Origin of the sequence: Staphylococcus sp. AtHG25 (assembly GCF_003217445.1) — a bacterium.
Taxonomy (GTDB): Bacteria; Bacillota; Bacilli; order Staphylococcales; family Staphylococcaceae; genus Staphylococcus; species Staphylococcus haemolyticus.
In genome coordinates, this window is sequence record NZ_QJSN01000003.1 from 228,943 (window position 1) to 253,891 (window position 24,949).

Genomic DNA, 24,949 nt, shown 5'->3' on the forward strand with positions numbered 1-24,949 from the left:
TACCATTAAAGTTACATTTTACAGTTATATTTATTTGTAAAATTTCTATTATTAATAATTTAAATCAATAGATAGCAACACAAAAGAAACACAAGAGCAATTTATCAAAAAACTTGCTATACTATTTTCGTTAACGTATAAATTGTTCACTACTTAAATCTTATGATTAGAGGATTAAAAATGAAAAAGACATTTCTTTTCAGTGGAGTCGTATTAGTTATTATCTTATTTATTTGTTCAATCATGATTAAATGGCAACCCAACTATTCAATGATTAGCCCTACTTCTCAAAATTATTTGGACAGCATTGTCGAAAACGAAATGAATGATGGTCACATTCCAGGCGTCTCTGTATTAATTATTAAAGATAATAAAATGTTACTCAATAAAGGTTATGGGTATGCAAACATTAAAAATAAACAAAAAGTAACCTCTAATACACGCTTTGAAATTGCTTCTAATTCCAAAGCAATGACGGGATATGCCATTATGCAACTCGTCAATGAAAGGAAAATCAAATTAAATGACCCTATAAGTAAATACATACCTAACTTTCATATGAAATATAAAGGAAAAAAAGTAGAAATCACTATTAATCAATTAATATCTCAAACTAGTGGTATTCCAGGAGATATCACTGACAATGATAAAATTACAAAAAAGACGGATAGTCTAGATGGAATTGTTAACAGTATTAATGGTCGTTCACTGAACCATCGACCAGGAGAACAGTTCGAATATGCTAATATGAATTACGATATTTTAGGTTTAATTGTTCAGAATATATCTCATTCTCCCTATTCATCTTATATGAGTGAACATATTTTCAAACCTTTAAATATGAAACATATTTCTACTAAAGAGAGTAATAAAAAGGGCGGAGATGATGCTCAGGGGTATGATATTCAACATAATAAAGCATACTCAGATAATCCAAAGTTTAATATCGGTGATAACCCGTCAGCCTATTTAATGGCTAGCACACATGACTTAGAACCTTGGATAAAATTTCAACTTCATCCCCCAAGACATTTAAAATCTTTAGTTGAAGCTACACACAAACCAAAGGTTAAAACAAATGACGATGATGATTCTCAATATGCAACAGGCTGGTTTGTCACTAAGGATAATCAAGAAACACTTATCTATCATCCAGGTACGCTTGAGAACTATTCTTCTTATATTATTTTGAATCCTAAGAAAGACTATGGCATTGTTGTTCTCGCAAATGCTTATTCTAGTCATACTCCAACGCTTGCCAAACATTTAAATACGCAATTAAGTCAAGGACAGCATATTGATACGGTACAATACTACATCAATCAATACAAAACTATGATTATTGTAGTTACAATCGTGATTTGGATCATGGTTGCTATAACTTTGATTTACTTATATCGTCATATCACCAGTCATCAACTGATCCTATTAAGCGTTCAACATAGAAACACGAAATATCGAATACTCATACTTTCAATCGGCTTTATTTTAATTTTAGGTCTTCTACATGTATTGCCTTCATTGTTACTAAATGGCTCTGATTGGCAATTTATTATGTCTTGGCTACCGGCACCAGCTAAAGTCACTATACTAGGTTTCATCACTTTATTAACGAGTCTTTTTGGTTTGACTCTTTTAAAAATAATTACAGTTACAAATAAATCAAAGTCATAAAATTGAGATTAACCGCTACGCTTATCATGCGAATATGTTAAGCTAAACATATTAAAGACTAAGATTATTAAAGACCTCAAGCATATAGGAGATTATAAATGAGAAAAAAATGGTCCTTATTCATAATGAGTGTTGTCATATTATTGGGTGGATGTGACTATTCTCATAAAGAAGATCAACATGGGTTCTTTTATACTATATTTGTTAAGCCAATGGATATGTTACTTCACTTCTTAGGTCGAACATTCCATGAGAATTATGGATTAGCCATTATTGTCATTGTACTTATCATACGTCTTGTACTAATGCCACTAATGTTTATCCAAGTGAAAAACATTCACATTATGAGAGGTAAAACTCAGGTAGTTAAACCAGAAATTGAGAAACTGCAAGATAAACTAAAGAATGCTGATACACAAGAAGAACGTACTGCAGCTAATAAATTATTAATGAAAAAGTACAACAACTATGGTATTAATCCATTCAAAAGCCTAGTTGGAACTTTGCCAATATTAATCCAAATCCCTATTTTATTAGGTTTATACGCTTGTATTAAATATCCAACGAGTGGTGGTATTATCGAGCACCCTCACTTTTTATGGTTCAATTTAATGCATACGGATTTAATCATGACATTTATAGCAGCTTTACTTTACCTCATTCAACCTTTGGTCAATGCAATGCATTATCCAAAAGAAGAACGCCGCACATACTATGTCATGATGGTGTTATCTCCATTATTTATTATTTATGCATCACTGCAATCTGCTTCAGCCTTAAGTTTATACTGGGCGATAAGTGCAACGTTTTTAATTATTCAAATGCATTTTGCACATAGCCATTATGCAAAAGTAGGCAAAGCTGCTGGAGATCAGTTACGTAAACAAATTGAAGAACAGCGTAGAAGTAAGTCTACAAATCACAATGACTAACTCAAAAAAGAGCAAAACATACTAAAAAGAGACTGGGATATTAAGTTCTTGTATAAGAATAAAAAATACTAAGTATTTTGGCGAGACTCTTGAGAAAATAGGACAAGCTGAAGACTACAGGGTGAGGCTAACTCCTAAGAAAGCGAGCCAATAATTCGAAGTATTGTAAATAAAGAAACTAGCAAATGAAGTTTTTAAGACTCATTTACTAGCTATTTCTATAGGAATAATATCCCAGCCTCTTTATTTCATTTCTACAATCTTATTTTAAAGGATGCATACCATCTTTCCATGTATTGTAGATTAGTGTACCACCTTGTTCTTTAAGCTTGTCATTGGTGATGCCACGTTCAAATGGTTGTACAGGTTGGATAGTGACTTCAGGATCCGCACTAATTTCTTTTGAATACCATGCTACAAAGTCTGATCCTTTTACTGGCTCATCATCTGCAACATTATAAATACCAGTATCAAAGTTCATCGCTTGAATAGATACTTCAACAGCATCATCTAAATGAATGAATGATGTGACACCATCTGATAATGTTACTTCTCCATCTTTAAATTGATTATAAATCATACCGTCTTTACCATACCAAGTACCTGGTCCATATAACCAACTGAAACGTAACACAACATATTGGTCCATACGAGCGGTTTCTTTTTCAAGTCCAATCACGCCATCTACCGTAATTTTTCTGTCACCATCTGAATGATTATCTAATGGTGCTTCTTCAGTAGCAAGTCCTTCTCCTGGTTCATACATGAAACCAATACTTTGAGCTACTACTTTTTTAACATCATATTTAAGTGCCGCATCAGTTAGGTTTTTACCGCCCTCTATACGCACTTTTGAGTTTGCTACCATATCAACATTTTTTAAATCTGTAATTTGATTAATGATAATTTCAGGACGAAAGTCATCAATTGCTACATCAATAGTATCCGCTTTTAAGATATCGCCAATATACGCTTTAGCGTTTAGTCCTTCTAATTTCTCTTTACCTCTCTCAGATGTAGTAAATCCGGCAACCTCGTGTCCTTCTTCAATCAAACGTTGTGTTAATCTTGTTCCGATTAATCCTGTTGCGCCTGTATTAATATTTTAGTCTTTATTGTACTCACCTTTTTATTTCTCTTTTTCTGAAAATGAATATCTCAATCTAACCTACTTACTTGAATCTCTAATCATATCAATAGTATTCATCCAAACAATATGACCGAACAACTCTGAAAATCGTTCTTCATAAGGTAAGTCTTTAACCTGAGGTGTCAAATTCAACTTTGGCAATAAATATTCACGAAATGCAATATGTATAGCAACGCCAAATAATGATCCTTTCAATGCTGTGATTCTTGGGAATTTTTCAGCTAATAAGCCATATGCTAAAGCATTTGCTACAGAGAAGCCATAATGAATACCCATAACCGTTATTGGAATATCATTACCATTATAGTGATAGGTTGCTTTTTTGATCGAATCTGGTAAACCCACCTGATTCAATAATGTCATTGGAGGGGTTTCTTTCTCACGGTCAGGTGTTCTAGGCGGAACGATAGCTTCCCAACCAATCTTAACTGCACCACTTAGCAATCCACCTACAATACTCGTAATGATGACACGTTTCGTTGAACGATTCATTCTAATAACAGCTCCTTCAAATTCACTTAACTTTCTTCTACCCTTTTATGAAAAATTTAAAATCATTCATATTAAATTAAGGATTTAGCGTATCAATTTTAATCACAAAGATATAATTATTCGACTCAAAATGGAGCGAGACCGAATTCAATTTGAATTCAACATCTCACTCCAAGCCTTATATATTAAATTGGTTTCATATTTCAATCTTAAGTCACAACTAACATACTTTGTATTAGCATATTAGATGAAAACATGTCCTTCACACCTTCTAAGTGGACATTATTTTGCATGTCGTTGTTGTTCTTTCGCATGTACCAGATTCGCTACAAATTGGTTAACTGGAGCATCTATATGATGTTCTTTACCTAATTGAGCAACTGCTCCATTAATATAATCAATTTCTGTAAGTCGATTATTGTTAATCAAATCTTGATACATTGATGGATAATGTGGGCCTACCTTTTCATTTAAATCGATGAGATAATTGTAAACTTCATCTCCATTTAAATGTACGCCATCTACCGTTGCTACTTGTACAATTTCTTGTGTAATCTTGTAAATAAGCTGTTTCGCATAATCACTCTCATTCAAATTTGATAAACGACATTCTAAAATCGTACAAAGTGCATTAGCAGTACCATTCACACAAATTTTCTTCCAAATTGATTGTTGCAACTGCTCACTTTTATATGGATTAAGACCAGATTGATCTAACAGTTCATACACGACATCAACATTAGCTTGACCTTCAGATACAAGTGCACCAATTTCAACCGGACCTGAACCCATTAAATGCGTATGTCCAGGAGATTCTAATCCTGCAGTCCATGTAGTAACACCGCGCACAATTCGTGATTCATCAACATAATGTTGAATTAAACGCTCGTGTTTCAAACCATTCATAGTACAAACCATAATTGTATTGTCATGAATGTGTGCTTTAATATGTTCCAGCATATCTTGTAACTGCATCGCTTTAGTAAATAAAAAGATAACATCAAATTGAGCATCTTGAGGAATATCGTTATGTTGATACATCGTCATGGTAAGATGATGATTTTCACCATTGATGTCTATATGTAAACCTTCTTGTTTAACAGCTTTCGCTTGTGGCTTCCATCCATCAATTAACGTTACATCATAACCTTGACGGTATAACATCGCACCAAATCCGCTTCCTAACGCGCCAGAACCTGCAATTGCTATTTTCATAAGTCACGACCCCTTTTTTCTAATGATGTTTTTAAAATACTACTTTAAATTTATAGAGTCAATATTATAAACGGAATATTCACAATTTTAAGATAATTTGATATAAATTATTCTTTAATTTATTAAAAAAGATATCGAACTCTTATTGAATTCGATATCTCTATCTTTTAAAAACTAATATTTATATTAATTTGTTCTTAATTTCTTAGGAACTAAAATCAAGATAACTATAAATGCGGTTAAAGCAATTCCGGCATTGAATAATACACCAGCAGCGCCACCTAGTTGTAAATTCATTAATGATGCGCCAAAACCATAAATGGTACTAGACATCGCAACACCAAAGGCATTACCTAAAGATGATGCCATTTTATACAATCCAGATGCTACCCCTACTTTGTCGTCAGGCGCTTCCGCAACCGCTGTATCAGTAGAAGGTGTGGCATATGTACCTAAACCGATACCAAATAATAAGTAACCTATAATACTTGAAATAATATAAGCAACATTTGGTAAAAATGTTAAAGATAATAGTAATAATCCTAAGAATGCAAATCCACTACCTATTAGTAATGGCTTTTTAGCACCAAGTTTTTGTAATAATTTTTCACCAACACGAATCATGACTAGCACAGCTACAAGGTACGTAATTGAAATTAAACCTGCTTGTAGTGAACTAAATCCTAATTGACTTTGATAATACGTATTAACAACAATAAGTGTACCACCGGCAACACCATTTAACATAAAGTTTGATAATGTCGCACCGCTGTAACCCTTATTTTTGAAAATATGAAAATCAACTAACGGGTTCTCTGCTTTTAATTCTCTAATAATAAACAGGATACCCGCAACTAAGAATACAGCACCAAGTGATAAAATCATTGGTGAGAATAGTCCACGATCTGCAGCTTGCGTAACCATCACGTTAACACTCAATAGTGTAATAACTAATAGTATTAAACCAGTAACGTCAAATTTAGTTTTAGTTTCATTCGCATTCGGTTCAACTTTAGTCTCGGGTGTATGTTTAATTAAGAAAAAGGATAAAATTGAAAGTGCAATTGAAACAATAAAAATCCACTGCCATCCGATCGTTGAGGCCATGAAACCACCAAATAATGAACAAATACCACTACCGCCCCAAGAACCTATAGACCAGTAACTGACAGCGCGTTGTCTTTCTTTTCCTATGTAATATTCATTTATTATTGCAAGTGTAGACGGCATAATTAATGCACCTGATAAACCTTGTAACGCACGACCTACTAATAACAACCATGCGACAGGTGCGATGATTAAACATAATGATCCAATAATATTTAATGCTAAGCCGATATATGTCATTTTTACTCGGCCTAATTTGTCTGCAATATCTCCTGCCCCTACAATAAATAGTCCAGAGAACAATGCAGTTAAACTAATGGCAATATTAATCGTACCCATGTCTGTGTTAAATGAAGACTGTAACGTTGGAACAACGTTCACTAATGATTGTGCAAATAACCAGAACGTAAGTACCCCGATTATAATACCAATTAGTAATTTATTATCTCCCCTAAATTGTTTTGATGACTCCATCTCGAAAAATTCCTCCTAAATTACCCTAAAACTAATCTACTCAAATTGATATACGTCATAATGAAGCAACCATAATAAGTGTCATACCTTTTATGTCTATGACTTTAATCAATTAGTCCCTTATTTCTATAATTTATTAACATGTGCATCATGACTTACATTATTTGACGTTAGCTTATGTTTGATACGACACTCACTTAGAAATTTGTTTACATTGAAAACCTTATCATAATTAAGAAGAAATGACTTAATAATATACTCTAACTTTTTCAATAAATATTTTTAACAACATACTCAAAAGTGCAATAAATCAATAATTAGATACCTACAAATTATAAGTTTTAATTTTAAACTATTAAGTTAAAATTATCCATATTATAATTAAAGAAAGGATAATTATTTTAACTGAAACTACATTGAATAGGTGCTTACTATGTTTAATTTATTTATATTATTGCTTGAACGTGTAGGGTTAATCATTATTATCGCCTATATGTTACTGAATATTAATCACTTTAAAACGATGATGGGTGAACGCGAAAAATTGCGTTCTCAATGGCAATTAACAATTTTGTTCGCTCTATTTGCTATAACTTCAAATTTCACTGGAATTGAAATTGAAAATGGACATATTGTAACTAGTAACATTTATTACCACCTTAATGACGATGCATCTATGGCAAATACACGTGTATTAACAATAGGGATGTCTGGTTTAATTGGCGGACCTTTCGTCGCAATTATAGTAGGCATTGTATCAGGGTTGTCACGCCTTTATATTGGCGGTGCAAATGCATACACCTATCTCATTTCATCTATTTTCATCGCACTCATATCAGGGTTTTATGGTTATCGTACAATGCGTCACTATACTTACCCAACCGTTTTAATGGGTGCCATTATTGGTGCACTTAATGAAGCAATTCAAATGGCATGCATTCTCTTCTTTGCCAACGATACAGCGTCTGCATGGTCGCTTGTTCAATTCATCGCTTTACCTATGATTTTAATCAATAGTATTGGGACAGCTATCTTCTTATCTATAATACTTTCAACATTAAAACAAGAAGAGCAAACCCGTGCTATTCAAACGCATGATGTTTTCGAAATAGCGAATAAAACGTTGCCGTATCTTAGGTCTGGTTTAACTGAACAGTCTGCACGTTCCGTTGCTGAAATCATTCTGAAATTGATGAACGTATCGGCAGTTGCTATCACAAACAGAACAGATATTTTAACGCATGTAGGTGCTGCAAGTGACCATCATGTTGCAAAAAAAGCGATCATTACTGATTTATCAAAAGATGTTATAAAAACTGGTCAATTAAAAGAGGCACACTCTAAAGAAGAAATCGGATGCAACAATCCAAATTGTACTTTAACATCTGCAATCGTCATTCCTTTAATGATTAATCAAGAAGTAGCCGGCACATTAAAATTTTATTTTACAAATGAATATGATAATACGACATCAACGAAACAACTCGCACGTGGCTTAGCAGATATCTTCTCAAGTCAATTAGAATTGGGTCAGGCCGAAATGCAAAGTAAACTTTTAAAAGATGCTGAAATCAAATCATTACAAGCACAAGTTAATCCGCACTTCTTCTTTAATGCGATTAATACCATTTCAGCCCTCGTACGTATTGATAGTGAAAAGGCAAGAAAGTTATTATTGCAGTTAAGCCAATTCTTTAGATCAAATCTGCAAGGTACTCGAAATAACACCATTACTTTGGAGAAAGAGTTGCAACAAGTTGAGGCCTACTTAGCATTAGAACAAGCACGCTTCCCTGATCGATTCACAATTGAATATCATATTGATTCATCTTGTAAACATGTGCTCATCCCACCTTTCGTCATTCAAATCCTAGTTGAGAATGCTATTAAACACGCCTTTAAACATCGCCGTAAAGATAATATTATTGATGTGACTGCACATCATGACAACGAAGAATTAGCACTAACCGTTCGTGATAATGGAAGTGGAATTGATGATGATAAGTTACCATTGATTGGACAAATGAGTGTTGATTCAGAGACAGGAACTGGTAGTGCCTTAGAAAATTTAAACAGACGGTTAATAGGACTTTACGGCACTAAGGCCGCTTTACATTTTGAATCAACAGAAATAGGAACGACGGTAAGTTGTCATATACCATCATATACAATAAAGGAGGATATTTAGGTGAAGACGTTAATCGTTGATGATGAACCATTAGCTCGAAATGAGCTTCATTACTTATTAAATGAGATCTCAGGATTTAACGTAATTGATGAGGCTGAAAACATTGAAGAAACGTTAGAAAGACTTTTATCAGAAACATATGATTTAGTCTTTTTAGATATCAATCTTATGGATGAGAGTGGTATAGATTTAGCACAAAAGATAAAGAAAATGAAACAGCCACCACATATTATTTTTGCCACTGCACACGATACATTTGCAGTTAAAGCCTTTGAACTTGATGCAATTGATTATATACTCAAGCCTTTTGAACTTGAGCGTATAGAGCAAGCAGTAAATAAAGTTAAGCATCAACTATCTAATAGTAATGAGATAGATCATGCAACAAGTGAATCATCTACTCAATCAATGCAACGAGATGAACGTCATGATAACGGAGACCAAACCGTACTGCCAATTGAAATGAATGAACGTATCTATGTAATCCAAAAAGACGACATCACGGCAGTTTCAGTCAACAATGGGATAACAACGATAAATACTATCAATCGCACATACCAAACAAATGAACCACTTAACTATTATGAAAAGAAATTATCGAATAACATATTTATTAAAATCCATCGTGCGACTATTATTAATAAAACGCATATCGATAGCGTTGAACATTGGTTCAATTATACTTATCAAGTAACCATGACTTCTGGAGACAAATTTCAAGTCAGTCGTTCATTTATGAAAGCATTTAAACATGAAATTGGCCTTGCATAAACGAACGAATAATTAACTTATATATAATTTCATTAATGAGTATTTAGCCACTTGCTAATAACATTTTTCGTTATGCAAGTTTAGGTTAAATACTTTTTATTTATAGAAAAACGCCGTACCATTTGCTATTATTTTGTCTATTTGATTTTCAACTTGAATATATTGTAACTCACGTCCTAATTTTTGTAAGTCACAGACAAAACTCACAATAGTAAGCGTTTCCATAATATTCTATTTGTAAGGGAAAGAGAAAGGGAGCGTTAAAATATGGCAAATAAACAATCACAAAGTAATGCTCATAAAGGAAATCATAAGTTAGCAAAAACGTATAATTTCTTTCAGCAAGCATTAACTATTGCTATCGTACTATTTATATCTAAAATTATTGAAAGTTTCATACCATTTCCTATGCCAGCGTCAGTTATAGGACTCGTATTACTATTCATCCTATTATGCACTGGTGTTGTCAAATTGGGTCAAGTTGAAGGTGTCGGCACAGCATTAACGAATAATATTAGTTTCTTATTCGTACCGGCCGGAATTTCGGTTATCAATTCTTTACCAATATTAAGCCAACACCCAATTTTAATATTGTTATTAATTATTATTTCAACGTTATTACTACTTATCTGTGTAGGATTTGTCTCACAATTGTTCGTAACAAAAACATTATTCCCATCTAAAGAACAAAATGAACAAACTAAACTTGGGGAGGGTAACTAATGGTAGATCATTTAGGAATTACAACACCGTATTTTGGTATATTAGTCTCATTAATACCATTTGTCATTGCACAATATTTCTATAAAAAAACGAACGGTTTCTTCTTACTAGCACCACTTTTTGTAGCAATGGTTGCGGGGATCGTATTTTTAAAAGTAACAGGTATTAGTTATGAAAATTACAAAATAGGTGGAGACATTATTAACTTCTTCTTAGAGCCAGCAACAATTAGTTTCGCCATCCCTTTATATAAAAAACGTGATGTACTCAAAAAATATTGGCTACAGATTTTTGGTGGTATCGCAATTGGAACGTTAATCGCACTTATCTTAATTTACTTAGTAGCTATTGTATTCCAATTAGGCAATCAAATTGGTGCTTCAATGCTACCACAAGCTGCTACAACTGCGATCGCCCTTCCAGTATCACAAGGTATTGGCGGCGTTAAAGAGTTAACGTCATTAGCCGTTATTCTAAATGCCGTTGTTATTTCTGCATTAGGCACTAAAATTGTTAAGTGGTTTAAAATTTCAAATCCAATTGCTCGTGGTTTAGCACTTGGTACGAGTGGACATACACTTGGCGTAGCTTCAGCCAAAGAACTTGGTGAAACTGAAGAGTCAATGGGTAGTATCGCCGTTGTTATCGTTGGCGTAATTATCGTTGCCATTGTTCCACCATTAGCTTCAATTTTATTCTAAACATTTTAAAAAGAACCTGAACACAATGTTGTGTTCAGGTTTTTTCGGTTTGCAATCATTAATTGATGCTTTGAACTTTATTGTCTCGTTTCTTACTATTACTTGTTGGATCAAGTTTCTTTTCTAAGAAGCGTAATCCTAAATCTATAATAATCGCAATTAACGCAATTGGAATGGCACCAGCAAGTATATAAACCGTACCATCAGTAGAGTTTGTACCACGTATAATAATATCCCCTAGTGTTGAAGCTCCAATAAATGAGCCAATTGCCACGATACCAATCGCTACAACTAGAGCAATACGGATACCACCAATAATCACTGATAATGACAATGGCAATTCAATCATACGCATGACTTGATTCTTAGTCATTCCCATCCCCTTGCCTGCATCTTTAATATTGTAGTCTACTTCGGTAATGCCAGTGTACGTATTCTTAATAATTGGAAGTAACGCATATAAGAATACTGCAAACACTACAGTATTAGGACCTAACCCAAGTGCTAGCATAAGTATTGCTAACATTGCGATTGCTGGAACTGTCTGGATAATATTCGCGATAGTAATAATAGGCCATGATAACTTCGTATATCTTGAAATTAATATCCCTATCGGAATGCCAATAATACAAGCGAATAACACACCATAAATAGACATTAATAAATGTTTGAAAAAGAGTTCCATAAGATAGCCAAAGTTCAAGGTATAGTATTCATAAAGTGAGCTTAACAAGTTACCTTTCATTATTTTTGACCACCTTTCTTACTGTCATCTTCAAAATAATTATGTTTCTTCAAATATTCTTCTGCAATAACGGCAGGTTCTTTACCTTTTCCATCCGCTTCATAGTTTAATTTCTGCATTTCTTTAGTACTATTTTGTCCCTGTAATTTTTTCAGTGCTTTATCAATTTCAGGGTGATCTTTGATTAATTTTTCAGTGGCTAATGGACTTCCATCATATGGTGGGAAGAATTTACGATCATCTTTTAAGATTTTCAAATCGTAAGCAGCGATACGTCCATCTGTTGAATAACCAACAGCAACATCTAATTTTTTATTTTTCAAAGCATCGTACACCAAACCAATTTGCATTGGGCGTGCACTCGCAAATTTAAACCCATAGTCTTTTTGGAAAGCTGGATATCCATCACCAGCACGGTTCATCCATTGTGTATCCATACCTAAACGTAATTCATCTTTATATCTTTTTAAGTCTGAAACTTTTTCTAAATGATATTTCTCAGCTACTTCTTTAGTAACCATGAATGCATACGTATTTTCAAACCCAAATGAGTCATAATATTTCTGATTATATTTTTCTTTAAATAGTCTTTGTGACTCTGACATTGCTTTTTTAGTATCTTTTGTTGGTGGGGCATCAAGTACACTCGTCAATTCTGTTCCAGTATATCTTACTGCTGACATATTCACATCTCCACGTTGTAATGCATTATGTTGAATAATACTGGAACCTAAATTACCAACAATAGTAGGTTTAATTTTGCCATTTGTATAATGTTCTATCATTAATTTTTCAATATTTGCCATAATTTTTGTTTCACTAGTTTCTGTGGCAGTAATTTTCACACTATCTTTACCGTCACCATCGCCTAAACCTGGTAAACTACATCCAGATAATACGATGAGAGACATAGTAAGAAGTATGAAAGTAAGTTTTAACTTTTTCATAATTTTAAAATCCTCCCTTTGTATTTATCTAGATACTTTAAGCCCTTTAGGCACGGCCCACTTTTCAATAAAAGAAAGTATGAAATCGACAAGTAAAGCTAGACACGTTACAAGAATTGCAGCACTAATAATCATTGGTGGCTGATATAAATTTAATCCGTTAAAGACTAAATCACCGAGTCCACCAGCGCCAACGTAACTAGCTAATGTAGCCCAGCTGATTACGTATACACTTGATAAACGTATACCACTAAGTATAAGTGGTAAGGCTAATGGCAATTCGACATCTTTCATTAACTGCATCTTTGTCATACCCATACTTGTTCCAGCTTGGATGATATTCTTATCAATATTTTGTACTCCTAGAACTGTGTTGTTTAAAATTGGTAACAATACATAAATGAATAATGCGACAATCGCTGGCGTCTTACCTACACCAAAGATTGGAATCATAATGGCTAATACTGCTAACGTCGGAATCGTTTGAAGCACACCCGCTATCGTTAACACTACATTTGCAGTACGTTTCGTCTTAGATAATAAAATGCCTAACGGAACCGCAACTACAATCGCAATTAATAACGCGATAATTGATATGTAAAAGTGTTCTATCGTTTTCGATACAAGTTGGCTTCCATATTCTTGGAAAAATTGGCGCATTAACGATCAACTCCCGAATGATCAGAATTCTTCACATCATGCGTATCTAATCTATCTGTAACATCTTTTTGCTTTGTTGTAGCGTCATTTGGACGGTCTTCGGCATGTTCATTTTTTTCGATGTTACCTAACTCATTTTCGCGTTCGACATCATTCATGTGCGAATCAGACAATGTCATCTCATCATCTTCTTCACCCCAAATAGAGTCATAGACAATGTCGACAAGATTAGCACGTGTAATTAGACCTATAAGTGCGTTGTCATTATCAACGACTGGTACGTTTCTAACATTTCTCTTTAATATCGTACGTACGGAGTCTTGTAATTTAGAATCAATATGGACTTTGTAAACATCTCGTTGCATTGTATCGATTAATTCCTTACGTTGACGTAACCCTTGGTTAATATCTTCAATATCTAGGAATCCAAGTAAATGATGATGATTGTTAACAACAAATATTGTGTCGACACGTCTGTGTCGCATAACGTTGACTGCGTCATTGAGCGTGTCGTTGGCATTTACCGTAACAGGCTTAATCATCGCATCTTCAACCGTTCTCATATTCGGACGATCTTGAATCAATCTATTTTGTCCAATAAATTCTCTAACGAAATCATTGGCAGGATTTCTAAGAATATTATCCGGTGTATCGTATTGAACAACTTTCCCTTTAGACATGATACAAATTCGGTCTGCGAGCTTTATCGCTTCGTCCATATCATGTGTCACGAAAATAAATGTTTTCCCTAATTTCTTTTGAAGATCTTTAACTAAATCCTGTAAAGTGTCTCTCGTAATTGGATCCAATGCACCAAAAGGTTCATCCATTAAGATGATATCTTGCTCTGCAGCTAATGCACGCACGACACCAATACGTTGTTGTTGACCACCTGATAATTCTGATGGATAACGATCTAAATAGTCTTCAGGTAAGTCTACTAACTTGATTAATTCTTTTGCTTTAGCATCCTTCTTCTCTTTAGACCATTTAAGCAACTTTGGTACCAAGACAATATTTTCTCTAATGGTCATATGAGGCATCAATCCAATTTGTTGAATAACATAGCCAATACTTCTACGTAATTCAACTGGATTCATATTTCGAACATTCTTCCCATTCATTTCAATTGTGCCGTCAGTGGCTTCAATCATTCGGTTAATCATTCGTAAAGCTGTCGTTTTACCGCTACCGCTTGTCCCAATAAAGGCAATAAATTCACCAGATTCAATATCTAATGAAATGTTATCTACTGCTTTTTTATTGCCAGAGTAAATTTTTGTTAAGTTTTTAATACTTAGCGTCATTAGATTGCTCCTTCCTATTGTTGCCAGATAAAAAAGCTCATAAAACAAAAAGGCCAGTAGTCCCATTGTTAAACAAATACGTAATAAGTTAAACAAGAGCCTCATGGCCTTTGCTTCATAAAATTTTGATTAATTCAATTTCTATATAATTCAAGCTTTTTTCATCTTTTATATCTATATACCCTATATAATTTTTTGAAACATTTCTTATATGAAAAGATTAAAAAAATTCACAATTACAATTTTTTTAAGTTGTTTCAAGCATGATCAAGTTAAAAACTGTCGAAAATAAAGTTGCTGACAATAAAATTCGTGAAATTGTCAAACTTTTCTAAATAAATATTATAAAGCTGTATTCAAAATTGCATTACGAAATTAATAGTATTAGTCTATAGGTGTAATAAGTATTTATCGAAGGGATGTTGTAATAATGAAAGCAGCAGTATGGTATGGTCAAAAAGATGTTCGCGTGGAAGATCGTGAACCTAAGCAATTAAAAGACAATGAAGTAAAAGTAAAAGTTTCATGGGCAGGTATTTGCGGAACTGATTTACATGAATACTTAGAAGGACCAGTCTTCATCTCTACAGATAAACCTGATCCACTACTTGGACAAAAAGCACCTGTTACTTTAGGTCATGAGTTTGCTGGTGTTGTTGAAGAAGTTGGTAAAGACGTTACTAAATATAAAAAAGGGGACCGTGTGGTTGTTAACCCAACTGTATCTAAACATGAGAAAGATGAAAGTGTTGACTTATATGATGGTTATTCATTTATCGGTTTAGGTTCTGATGGTGGCTTTGCAGAATTTACAAATGCACCAGAAGAAAATGTATATGCATTACCTGAAAGTGTATCTGATAAAGAAGGCGCTTTAGTAGAACCAACTGCAGTTGCGGTTCAAGCAGTTAAAGAAGGTAAATTATTATTTGGTGATACAGTAGCAGTATTTGGTGCTGGTCCAATTGGTTTATTAACAATTGTTGCAGCTAAAGCAGCTGGTGCAAGTAAAATCTTCGTATTTGATTTATCTGAAGAGCGTTTAGCTAAAGCTAAAGAAGTCGGCGCTACACATGTAGTTAACTCTGGTAATACAAATCCTGTAGACTTTATTAACAAACATACTGAAAATGGTGTAGATGTTACATTTGAAGTTGCTGGTGTTGGCGTAACATTATCTCAATCAGTACAAGTTACGCGTCCAAGAGGTACAGTTGTCATCGTATCAATCTTTGCTCATGCAGTAGATTTCGACCCAATGTTATTAACTAACTCAGGTGTTCAATTAACATCTACAATTGCATACTCACCTACTACATTCCAACAAACAATTGATTTAATTGCGAACGGTAGCTTAGATGTTAAGAGCGTAGTAACAGATGAAATTGAATTAGAAAACATTGTTGAATCTGGATTCGAACAATTAGTAAACGATAAATCTCAAGCTAAAATTTTAGTTAAATTAAATGGCTAATTTGAATTAACACATCGATACATTTTAACTTGATTTAAATAAAAGCTTTTAATCGACATCTCTACAGATGAAGATTAAAAGCTTTTTTCTTAACATTTATTTATCATACATGCCTTTACCATCAAGAATATGGTCAATATATTTTTCAACTCTGCTTTGTCTTGTTTGACTGCGCTTTGCTTGTGAAATGTGATATATGTACTGATGCTGTCTACCAGGCGTTAATTTGTAAAATGCCTCTTCTAACTTAGGATTATCATTGAATGCTTGCTGTAATTCTTCAGGTATTTCATAGTCCTCTGTCTTCTTCATTTCAACTTTCTTTCCGGCCTTTTCAACTTCAATGGCTTCATTAATATAATATAAAATTTCATCTCGACGCGCTTTAATTTCATCCAGTGTTTTAAAGCGTAATTGTCTTGCTGCTTGAACTCGCTCTGTTTGTTGAATTAGCGTTTTATATCTATCTTCTAAAATTGCACCTTTATGAAATAGTAACGCTACATAATGTTTAAAACCATGAATCGTTATAACATTTTTATCATTAACGATATATGTTGGATGCATCCATTTATATGCTTCTTCTAATTCTGACTCATCAAATATTAAATTTCTTAAATATTGATAAGATTCCTTCCATTGACTTTCTTTTTCTAAAAAAGCTAATACCTGTTTATCGGATTGTTTCTCTGGCACCTTGGTCACCTCATATCGTTAGTTTGATAACAATACAATCACTATATTATTTAAGTCAATAAATAACTATTAATTACACAATCATTTGTAAATTTACAAAATCATAAATTGACTAATGAAATGATAAGCGTATAATTATAACGTATCATTTTTGATGAATATTAAAACAACATAAAGGAGTATTTATGGGACAAAATCATAACGAAGGTAAAATCAGTCTGGTCCAACTTGTATTATTAGGACTAGGAAGTTTAATTGGTTCAGGTTGGTTATTTGGTGCATGGGAAGCTTCTTCTGCAGCTGGTCCTGCAGCCATTTTATCTTGGATTATCGGGTTTATAGTTATAGGAACGATTTCTTATAACTATATTGAAATAGGAACAATGTTTCCGCAATCTGGTGGTATGAGTAACTATGCTCAATACTCACACGGTTCATTGTTAGGATTTATTGCCGCATGGGCAAACTGGGTATCATTAGTTACTATCATTCCAATTGAAGCAGTATCCGCTGTACAATACATCAGTTCATGGCCCTGGGATTGGGCCAAACCAACTTCTGCATTAATGCATAATGGTTCAATCAGTACGACCGGATTATTCGCTGTCTATGTCATTATCATTATTTTTTCTTTATTAAACTATTGGTCAGTTAAATTATTAACGTCTTTCACTAGTTTAATTTCGTTCTTTAAATTAGGTGTACCGTTACTAACAATCATCATGTTAATGCTTTCAGGTTTCGACACTAGTAACTACGGTTCATCTATTGGCGAATTTATGCCGTACGGTAGTGCACCAATCTTTGCAGCAACAACAACATCAGGAATCATCTTCTCATTTAATGCATTCCAAACAATCATTAATATGGGATCTGAAATTAAAAATCCTGAAAAGAATATTGCACGTGGCATTGCAATTTCATTAACGTTGAGCGCAATTCTGTACATCATACTACAAAGTACATTTATTACATCAATGCCACAATCAATGATTCATGAGCATGGTTGGAGTGGTATCAACTTCAATTCACCATTCGCAGACATGGCAATCTTATTAGGCATCAACTGGTTAGCTATTTTGCTATACATCGAAGCAGTTGTTTCACCATTTGGTACAGGCGTTTCATTTGTTGCGATTACTGGTCGTGTATTAAATGCAATGGAACGTAATGGTCATATTCCTAAGTTCTTAGGTAAAATTAATACAACTTATAACATTCCACGTGTAGCCATCGTATTTAATGCGATCATCAGTATGGTCATGGTGACGTTATTCCGTGATTGGGGTGTATTAGCCGCTGTTATTTCAACAGCAACATTAGTCGCTTACCTAACAGGACCAACTACGGTAATGTCGTTACGTGAAATGGGACCTAAATTACACAGACCATTCCGAGGCACGATGTTAAAAGTAATGGCACCATTATCATTTGTACTTGCTTCATTAGCAATTTATTGGGCGATGTGGCCAACCACAGCTGAAGTTATATTGATTATTATTTTAGGATTACCAATTTATTTCTTCTATGAGTATAAAATGAATTGGAAAAACACTAAAAAACAAATTGGCGGAAGTATATGGATTATTGTCTACTTAATCTTATTAGCTTGTATGTCATTTATCGGTAGTAAAGAGTTTAAAGGTATTAACTTAATACACTACCCTTACGATTTCCTAGTTATAATAGTTTTAGCACTTGTCTTTTATAGAATTGGTATTACAAGTCACTTCAAGAGTGTATATTACAAACGCGCTAAGAAGATTAATATACAAATGAAAGAAGATACAATGGAAGCAGAACAACAGGAAGCTGATAGAAAAGAAGCAATCCAACAACATAATGATTAATATTGTAGGGAGTGGGACAGAAATAATATTTTCCAAAATTTATTTCGTTGTATCCCCAGCTTGCTTAGCTTGTAGAATTTCTTAATGAAATTCTCTTTGCTGGGGCCCCGAACCCCAGCTTGCTTAGCTTGTAGAATTTCTTAATGAAATTCTCTTTGTTGGGGCCCCGAACCCCAACTTGCTTATCTTGTAGAATTTCTTAATGAAATTCTCTTTGTTGGGGCCCCGCCCACCAAGCAAGGTTGACTAGAATTAAAAAAGCTTGTTAAAAGTGTATTTTTAAATCAGTCAACTACTGCCAATATATATTTGTAGTCTGAGTCATTGAATTATGTCACAGGCTCTTTTTAGAATAGAACAGCATTCAATATCTTTCAACTTATAAAATAATGCTATAGTTAAAGTAATTGATAAATGTTGGGTGATGATCTGATGGTAATAATTAATACGAAGTATGGTGCTTTTGAAGGTTTGACACATAAGAATTTAGATTTATTTCTAGGCATTCCTTATGCATATCCCCCTATTGGACATCGTCGTTTTAAACACGCTAGTCCTATCTATAGTTATAATACATTGGTTGATGCTACACAATTCAGAGCAATCCCTCCACAACCATTCAATAAATTAGAAACGTTTTTTTCAACTACGAAACAGAAATTTCAACTTAATGAAGATTGCCTACATTTAAACATTTGGCGTCAATCGACTGGCAAAGCAAAGAAACCTGTAATCATTTACTTTTATGGTGGTGGCTTTATAAATGGTCATGGTTCAGCAGAATTATATACTCCAGAACATATTGTTGAGCTACATGATGTCATTGTGATTACGTTCAACTATCGATTAGGTGCATTAGGATTTCTAGATTGGTCTTACTTTAACGCGCACTACGATAAAAATAACGGTCTATCTGATCAAATTGCGGTATTAAAGTGGGTTGCACATTTTATTGAGTATTTTGGCGGAGATCCTAACAATGTTACATTATGGGGTCAATCAGCAGGCAGTATGAGTATTCAAGCATTGATGCAGCAACCACAACTTGACCACTATTATAATCAAGTCATGTTATTAAGTGGCATATTGCAGTTAGATTCAGCAGAAACTGGCATGATGAAAGCACAATATTTTGATGATTTAATGCAACAACACTTTTCCGGAAAAAGTATAAACGATTTAGATGATCAAGCCATTCTACAATTAATGGCATATGAGGAGAAAGCACGTGGCAAATCTAAAGGCTTAGAATTAATATATCAACCGATTAAAGATAGCAAGATGTATAGGCCTCTATCTGAATTCAACAAACCGATTGTATTAAGCTATACGAAAGATGAAGGCGATTGTTATATCCGAAATGAATCACGTAAACTGAACCCTCAACGTTTCGTTGATGTCATGAAATTAAATCATATCCACGTCGATTTCAGTCGTGTTCAAACTGGAAAACAACAAGCATATTTCGTGACGGAGTTATATTTTAAACAGCCTACATTTATGTTACTTCAACAAATGAGTAATAATTCTTATCGTTGGTTGTTACGCTTTGATTGGGCTCGACCTGAACATGTTCATTTTGCAAGTGCTTATCATATTTTAGATTTAGTCTTCTGGTTCGGTAAGATGGATATACTACAAGGTCACTCTATTAAAATTTCAAACAATGAGTTCGAATTAAGCAAACGTATGATAAGTGACTTAGTTCATTACGCTAGAACAGGCACCATGCCCTACGAACCTTACTCGATAAATCGCATAGAACCACGTGTATATAAATAAGGAAAACCCGTGATAGATGCACGCATCCATCACGGGTTTAAAATGGTTATATGATATTAACTTTTAGCATAATGTACGTTCTTTAATGTAAGTACAATAATCAGTCCTAATAAACCTATAAAGGCACTTACAAACGTGACCGCTTCAACATTCATATTTGAAACAACAAGGCCTCCGATAATACCACCTAAACCAATACCTGCATTAAGACAAGACATATTCCAACTCATTACTTGACTTGTGTCACCTTCAACATGTTCGATAATACCACTTTGAATCGCAGGGTTCGTACTCCATTGCACGATATTCCAAATAAAGAGTCCAACTAATAATAGTATTGTTGTAGATAAAATTAAATTAATAGCTAACATAACTATAATAAATACTGTGAAAGCAATAATTAACCATCGCTTACTAGTCAACTTATCAGCTAGCACACCACCCATTGATGTACCAACAACACCGGCAACACCATTAACGAGTAGCGCTAATGATACATAGCCCATGGAGTGACCATTCTCTAAAATAAGTGGATTGATAAATACAAACGTCACTGAATTAGCGATTAGAATAAGCAATGTAATTGCTAAAAACTTAACGATCTCAACTGGTCGAACAATATGAGTTGTAACTTGATTATCATCGGAAACGTTATTATACATTCTATTGGCTTGATTGAGTTCCGTAGTGGTTGGAAGATATTTCAACATTAATAAGCCGGTAATAAGACTAATAACAATAATAAATACGAATGTGAAACGCCAACCAATCCAATCACCAATCATCGTACCGATTGGCACACCAAAGACATTTGCACCACTAAATCCAGTATAGACAACGCCAATCATCTTACCTCTGTTCTTAGGTATCGTTAGCATTGCTGTTAGTGCTAAGACTTTGACGATAATTAATGATGCAGCGGCTGATGATAATATACGTCCGATGACTAAAATCGTAAAGTTAGGCGCTACGACGATAATGCCATTCCCTACTATAAAGATGACTAAAGTCCATAGTAATACGGGACGTGCAGGGTATCGATTGGTTAATTTAACAAGTATAGGTCCACATATTGCAAAGGTTAATGCATAAAGCGTGACAAGTTGTCCAATAATCGCTTCTGAAACACCTAAGTCATCACTCATTAAATTCATGATACCAGCGACCATCATTTCAACCATACCTACAATAAATACGCTGATGATAAATGTGGCTATCCGCATAACAGACATCATTCATACCCCTTTCATTTAATCATTTTTACATAAAAAAACAGCTACGCACTGTTCTTCAAGTTTCGTAACTGTTCCATTATATAATATTCACTTATATTTTTCTTCCCCAATGTTTTAAAAGAGACTTTCATTATTGTTGTATTGATGTTCGATAAGTTCTTGTAGAAATGCTGAAAGAACAAGTAATGCAATTGCACCGTAAGTCACATAATTATTATGCAATACAAAATCAAAACCAAAATTCATATTAAAATAACTTTCAACTAGGCTTATTAAAAATCTAAGTATATTAAATAGTGCAAGTAGTGTAATCATAATTCCAAGCAGATGGGATATAACTTTCATATAATTTGCTCCTTCGTTCAATGATTTAGTTATATAGTAAAATTTTCAAATTAAATACTACTTAGTTTAATCTTAATTTTTCCTTAAATAATTATTATCGGAATAGTTAAATGTTAAAAAGTTATATAAGATAGATATTGAGGTGGTTTAAATGAACGGCGAAGTACTTATTATTGAAGATGATAAAGATATTAATGAGTTAATGAAATTATCTTTAAGTACAAAAGGGATACGACACATTAAATCCGTTGATAATATTAAAGATGCAAAATTTGAATTATTGAACTTCAATTTTCAAGTTATATTATTAGATTTAAATTTAAAGTCTGAAGATGGTTATCAGTTATTGAAATATATTGATTTAAATGATACAGCCGTTATCGTAGTTACTGCTAAAACAACACATTTAGATGTTTATAAAGGCTTCGAACAAGGTGCAGTTGATTATATTAAGAAACCCTTTGATCCTATGGAGTTATATTATAGAGTGTCTTTACATTTAAATGATAAAGATCAGTCGATGTATCGTTATAATGATTTAACTATTAACTTCAATAGTACGGAGGTGTGTATTAATGATAAACCAATCAACCTTACGAATCGTGAATATAATTTATTAGCGTATCTTGTTAAAAATAAGAACCAAGTACTTACGAAAGATCAGCTTTACGCTAAAGTATGGGGATACGATACAGGTGTCGATGATAACACTTTGATGGTACATATTAGAACTTTGCGTAAGAAGATTGAAGCGACTCCTAATTCACCTAAGATGATTAAAACTGTACGCAGCAAAGGGTACATGTTCAAGGAAGATGGCAATGATCAATAAATTTACATTAAAGTTTCTTAAATATATGACTATATTTGTACTTCTAAATTTCACTATCACGTGTGTATTAATAATTATATTGTTTTTCAAAGTTTTACCTAATATTTATTGGGATATTAACGAAATTGAACCAACCTATTTAGAAACATACGGAGTTGCCAAAGAACCAAATGACAATCTTAAATCGTTAGCCAAGAAGAGTAACGTTGATTTATATTTCGTCCGTAAAAATGGTGACATTCTCTACCCAAAATGGAAACGTAATACAAATATAAAACCAACGCTATTAAAAAACATAAATAACGCGAATTCTGTTGTATCAAAAGAAGGCACGTATCTTGTTTATATCTATAGAAATAAAATGAAACAACCTAAAATAACAAATAGCGATGAAATCAAAACATCACAACTACTTGATAGTTTATCATCTTTAGATTTCAATCATTACAACTATTTGATTTCAAATAATGAACTTCAATTTGTGAAGAATCCAGGTCAAAGAACTATACTGTGGAATGATAACTTTGGCAAAGCCTTTAATGATAGCAAGAATACGTATATTGTACTTTTCATTTCGTTCATCGTTGCTAACATCATCTTAATTGCTTTAACGGCCATTCTAATTTCAAAACGTCTTACAAGACCGTTATCCTTTTACATTGATTGGATTGGCAATTTGTCTTTAGGTAAACTACATCAGCCTACGTCGAAACGTAAGCGATTTAAGAATCGTCGAACATATCCGGAACTGGACGCATCTTTGTCGAAATTGAATGAACAAATGTTGTCTGATAAGTTTTATCATAATCAAATGTCATATTATAAATCGAAGTGGATTAGTCAAATCTCTCATGATCTAAAATCACCACTTACAACGATTTATGGATACTCTAAACTAATACAAGCTGATGAAGCGTCACAATCTTATGTTCAACTTATTTCGGAGAAAGCAACGTTTATGAGTGATTTGATTGATAGCTTGAATCAATCGTTTGATATGGAAACCAATCAGATGAAGCATGATAAAGAGAACTTTCCTATTCAATCAACAGTTAATCGAATTGCTCAAATTATTGGTTACCAATCCCTAACATGCGACTTTCATCTTGAAGATGAATCAACGTTTTATGGGAATAAATTGTATTTCGAGAGACTTCTGATAAATTTAATCAATAATAGTATTGATCATAATGAGATCAACCCTAGCATAAAGATAACTATTTCTAAAATTGAAAATAACTTGATGATTGATTATATGGATGACGGACAAGGCCTACCTCACGCTAATATTGATGCACTATTTAGACAGTCGTATACGTCTAAAACGAATAAAGCTCAACATGGTATCGGTTTATCTATCATAAAAGACGCTGTTAATTATCATCATGGTTCAATTACACTATTACCATCTAAGCAAGGTGTACATTTCCATATCGTATTGGTGGATACAGCATAGTAAATTAAAAGTCAGCTTTCATTTGGGGCTCTACGTCAAATCGGACTGATGAGTCCAAATATTGAGATTAAGCAACCTTAGGTTGTTTAATCTCTTTTTTTGTTGTTGAGGCAAATAGTCGCGAAGTTATAATAATTCGATTACGCAAATTATCATAATTTCTATAACCAAAAGATACCCTTTTAATGAGTTT

Annotated in this window: 22 protein-coding genes; 11 read left to right on the forward strand and 11 right to left on the reverse strand. The window is 33.4% G+C overall.

The window, feature by feature from the left end:
- The first annotated feature begins 180 nt into the window (after positions 1-180).
- On the forward strand, positions 181-1,674 hold the full coding sequence (locus BDW31_RS04080) for a serine hydrolase domain-containing protein (RefSeq protein ID WP_070442634.1): 1,494 nt from the start codon (positions 181-183) through the stop codon (positions 1,672-1,674).
- Between the two features lie 98 nt (positions 1,675-1,772).
- The gene (gene yidC, locus BDW31_RS04085) at positions 1,773-2,606 is read left to right on the forward strand and encodes a membrane protein insertase YidC (RefSeq protein WP_053025067.1); all 834 of its coding nucleotides are present in this window, start codon (positions 1,773-1,775) and stop codon (positions 2,604-2,606) included.
- A 262-nt stretch (positions 2,607-2,868) separates the two neighbouring features.
- On the opposite strand, the gene BDW31_RS04090 is transcribed toward yidC, so the two are convergent.
- The 4 genes from BDW31_RS04090 to BDW31_RS04105 form a co-directional block, all read right to left on the reverse strand.
- A complete protein-coding gene (locus BDW31_RS04090) occupies positions 2,869-3,708 on the reverse strand; it encodes an NAD-dependent epimerase/dehydratase family protein (RefSeq protein WP_053025068.1) in 840 nt (279 codons plus the stop codon).
- 66 nt (positions 3,709-3,774) lie between these two features.
- Positions 3,775-4,248, reverse strand: coding sequence for a DUF1440 domain-containing protein (locus BDW31_RS04095; RefSeq protein ID WP_053025069.1), 474 nt, complete (start codon positions 4,246-4,248; stop codon positions 3,775-3,777).
- 282 nt (positions 4,249-4,530) lie between these two features.
- The gene (locus tag BDW31_RS04100) at positions 4,531-5,463 is read right to left on the reverse strand and encodes a 2-dehydropantoate 2-reductase (protein ID WP_053025070.1); all 933 of its coding nucleotides are present in this window, start codon (positions 5,461-5,463) and stop codon (positions 4,531-4,533) included.
- A gap of 186 nt (positions 5,464-5,649) precedes the next feature.
- Positions 5,650-7,044, reverse strand: coding sequence for an MFS transporter (locus BDW31_RS04105; protein WP_053025071.1), 1,395 nt, complete (start codon positions 7,042-7,044; stop codon positions 5,650-5,652).
- A gap of 433 nt (positions 7,045-7,477) precedes the next feature.
- On the opposite strand from BDW31_RS04105, the gene BDW31_RS04110 reads away from it, so the two are divergent.
- From BDW31_RS04110 to lrgB, 4 genes are all read left to right on the forward strand, one after another.
- Entirely contained in the window at positions 7,478-9,232 is a 1,755-nt protein-coding gene (locus tag BDW31_RS04110) for a sensor histidine kinase (RefSeq protein WP_053025072.1), read from the forward strand.
- The gene (locus BDW31_RS04115; protein WP_053025073.1) at positions 9,233-10,003 is read left to right on the forward strand and encodes a response regulator transcription factor LytR; all 771 of its coding nucleotides are present in this window, start codon (positions 9,233-9,235) and stop codon (positions 10,001-10,003) included.
- A 267-nt stretch (positions 10,004-10,270) separates the two neighbouring features.
- The gene (lrgA, locus tag BDW31_RS04120) at positions 10,271-10,726 is read left to right on the forward strand and encodes an antiholin-like murein hydrolase modulator LrgA (protein WP_037550173.1); all 456 of its coding nucleotides are present in this window, start codon (positions 10,271-10,273) and stop codon (positions 10,724-10,726) included.
- Complete coding sequence (gene lrgB, locus BDW31_RS04125) at positions 10,726-11,427, forward strand: antiholin-like protein LrgB (RefSeq protein WP_053025074.1); 702 nt, start codon at positions 10,726-10,728, stop codon at positions 11,425-11,427. The genes lrgA and lrgB overlap by 1 nt, the downstream gene beginning before the upstream one ends.
- Before the next feature lie 58 nt (positions 11,428-11,485).
- On the opposite strand, the gene BDW31_RS04130 is transcribed toward lrgB, so the two are convergent.
- Genes BDW31_RS04130 through BDW31_RS04145 form a run of 4 tightly spaced genes read right to left on the reverse strand, consistent with a single transcriptional unit; the run spans position 11,486 to position 15,086 of the window.
- A complete protein-coding gene (locus BDW31_RS04130) occupies positions 11,486-12,172 on the reverse strand; it encodes an ABC transporter permease (RefSeq protein WP_037550177.1) in 687 nt (228 codons plus the stop codon).
- The gene (locus tag BDW31_RS04135; protein ID WP_053025075.1) at positions 12,172-13,119 is read right to left on the reverse strand and encodes an osmoprotectant ABC transporter substrate-binding protein; all 948 of its coding nucleotides are present in this window, start codon (positions 13,117-13,119) and stop codon (positions 12,172-12,174) included. Before BDW31_RS04135 ends, BDW31_RS04130 begins: the two co-directional genes overlap by 1 nt.
- A 24-nt stretch (positions 13,120-13,143) precedes the next feature.
- Positions 13,144-13,779 carry an ABC transporter permease gene (locus tag BDW31_RS04140; RefSeq protein ID WP_053025076.1) on the reverse strand — a complete coding sequence of 212 codons (636 nt, stop codon included), beginning with the start codon at positions 13,777-13,779 and terminating at the stop codon, positions 13,144-13,146.
- Positions 13,779-15,086 (reverse strand): betaine/proline/choline family ABC transporter ATP-binding protein, encoded by a 1,308-nt coding sequence (locus BDW31_RS04145; protein ID WP_070581928.1) that lies wholly within the window; start codon positions 15,084-15,086, stop codon positions 13,779-13,781. The genes BDW31_RS04140 and BDW31_RS04145 overlap by 1 nt, the downstream gene beginning before the upstream one ends.
- Positions 15,087-15,516: 430 nt before the next feature.
- Between BDW31_RS04145 and BDW31_RS04150 the strand changes: the two genes are divergently transcribed.
- Complete coding sequence (locus BDW31_RS04150) at positions 15,517-16,560, forward strand: 2,3-butanediol dehydrogenase (RefSeq protein WP_053025078.1); 1,044 nt, start codon at positions 15,517-15,519, stop codon at positions 16,558-16,560.
- 96 nt (positions 16,561-16,656) lie between these two features.
- Here the strand turns inward: BDW31_RS04150 and BDW31_RS04155 are convergent, their stop codons facing one another.
- Positions 16,657-17,256, reverse strand: a complete 600-nt coding sequence (locus BDW31_RS04155) for a YdeI/OmpD-associated family protein (RefSeq protein ID WP_053025079.1) — start codon at positions 17,254-17,256, stop codon at positions 16,657-16,659.
- Between the two features lie 185 nt (positions 17,257-17,441).
- Between BDW31_RS04155 and BDW31_RS04160 the strand changes: the two genes are divergently transcribed.
- Together BDW31_RS04160 and BDW31_RS04165 are read left to right on the forward strand one after the other, a co-directional pair.
- Positions 17,442-19,106, forward strand: a complete 1,665-nt coding sequence (locus tag BDW31_RS04160; RefSeq protein ID WP_053025080.1) for an APC family permease — start codon at positions 17,442-17,444, stop codon at positions 19,104-19,106.
- A 432-nt stretch (positions 19,107-19,538) separates the two neighbouring features.
- Complete coding sequence (locus BDW31_RS04165) at positions 19,539-20,888, forward strand: carboxylesterase family protein (RefSeq protein ID WP_053025081.1); 1,350 nt, start codon at positions 19,539-19,541, stop codon at positions 20,886-20,888.
- A gap of 56 nt (positions 20,889-20,944) precedes the next feature.
- On the opposite strand, the gene BDW31_RS04170 is transcribed toward BDW31_RS04165, so the two are convergent.
- Together BDW31_RS04170 and BDW31_RS12450 are read right to left on the reverse strand one after the other, a co-directional pair.
- Positions 20,945-22,120 carry an MFS transporter gene (locus tag BDW31_RS04170; protein WP_053025082.1) on the reverse strand — a complete coding sequence of 392 codons (1,176 nt, stop codon included), beginning with the start codon at positions 22,118-22,120 and terminating at the stop codon, positions 20,945-20,947.
- Between the two features lie 117 nt (positions 22,121-22,237).
- Entirely contained in the window at positions 22,238-22,468 is a 231-nt protein-coding gene (locus BDW31_RS12450) for a hypothetical protein (protein ID WP_052071612.1), read from the reverse strand.
- A gap of 151 nt (positions 22,469-22,619) precedes the next feature.
- On the opposite strand from BDW31_RS12450, the gene BDW31_RS04180 reads away from it, so the two are divergent.
- Both BDW31_RS04180 and BDW31_RS04185 read left to right on the forward strand, forming a co-directional pair.
- Positions 22,620-23,300, forward strand: a complete 681-nt coding sequence (locus tag BDW31_RS04180; protein ID WP_053025083.1) for a response regulator transcription factor — start codon at positions 22,620-22,622, stop codon at positions 23,298-23,300.
- Positions 23,290-24,756 (forward strand): sensor histidine kinase, encoded by a 1,467-nt coding sequence (locus tag BDW31_RS04185; RefSeq protein WP_053025084.1) that lies wholly within the window; start codon positions 23,290-23,292, stop codon positions 24,754-24,756. The genes BDW31_RS04180 and BDW31_RS04185 overlap by 11 nt, the downstream gene beginning before the upstream one ends.
- Positions 24,757-24,949 lie beyond the last annotated feature (193 nt).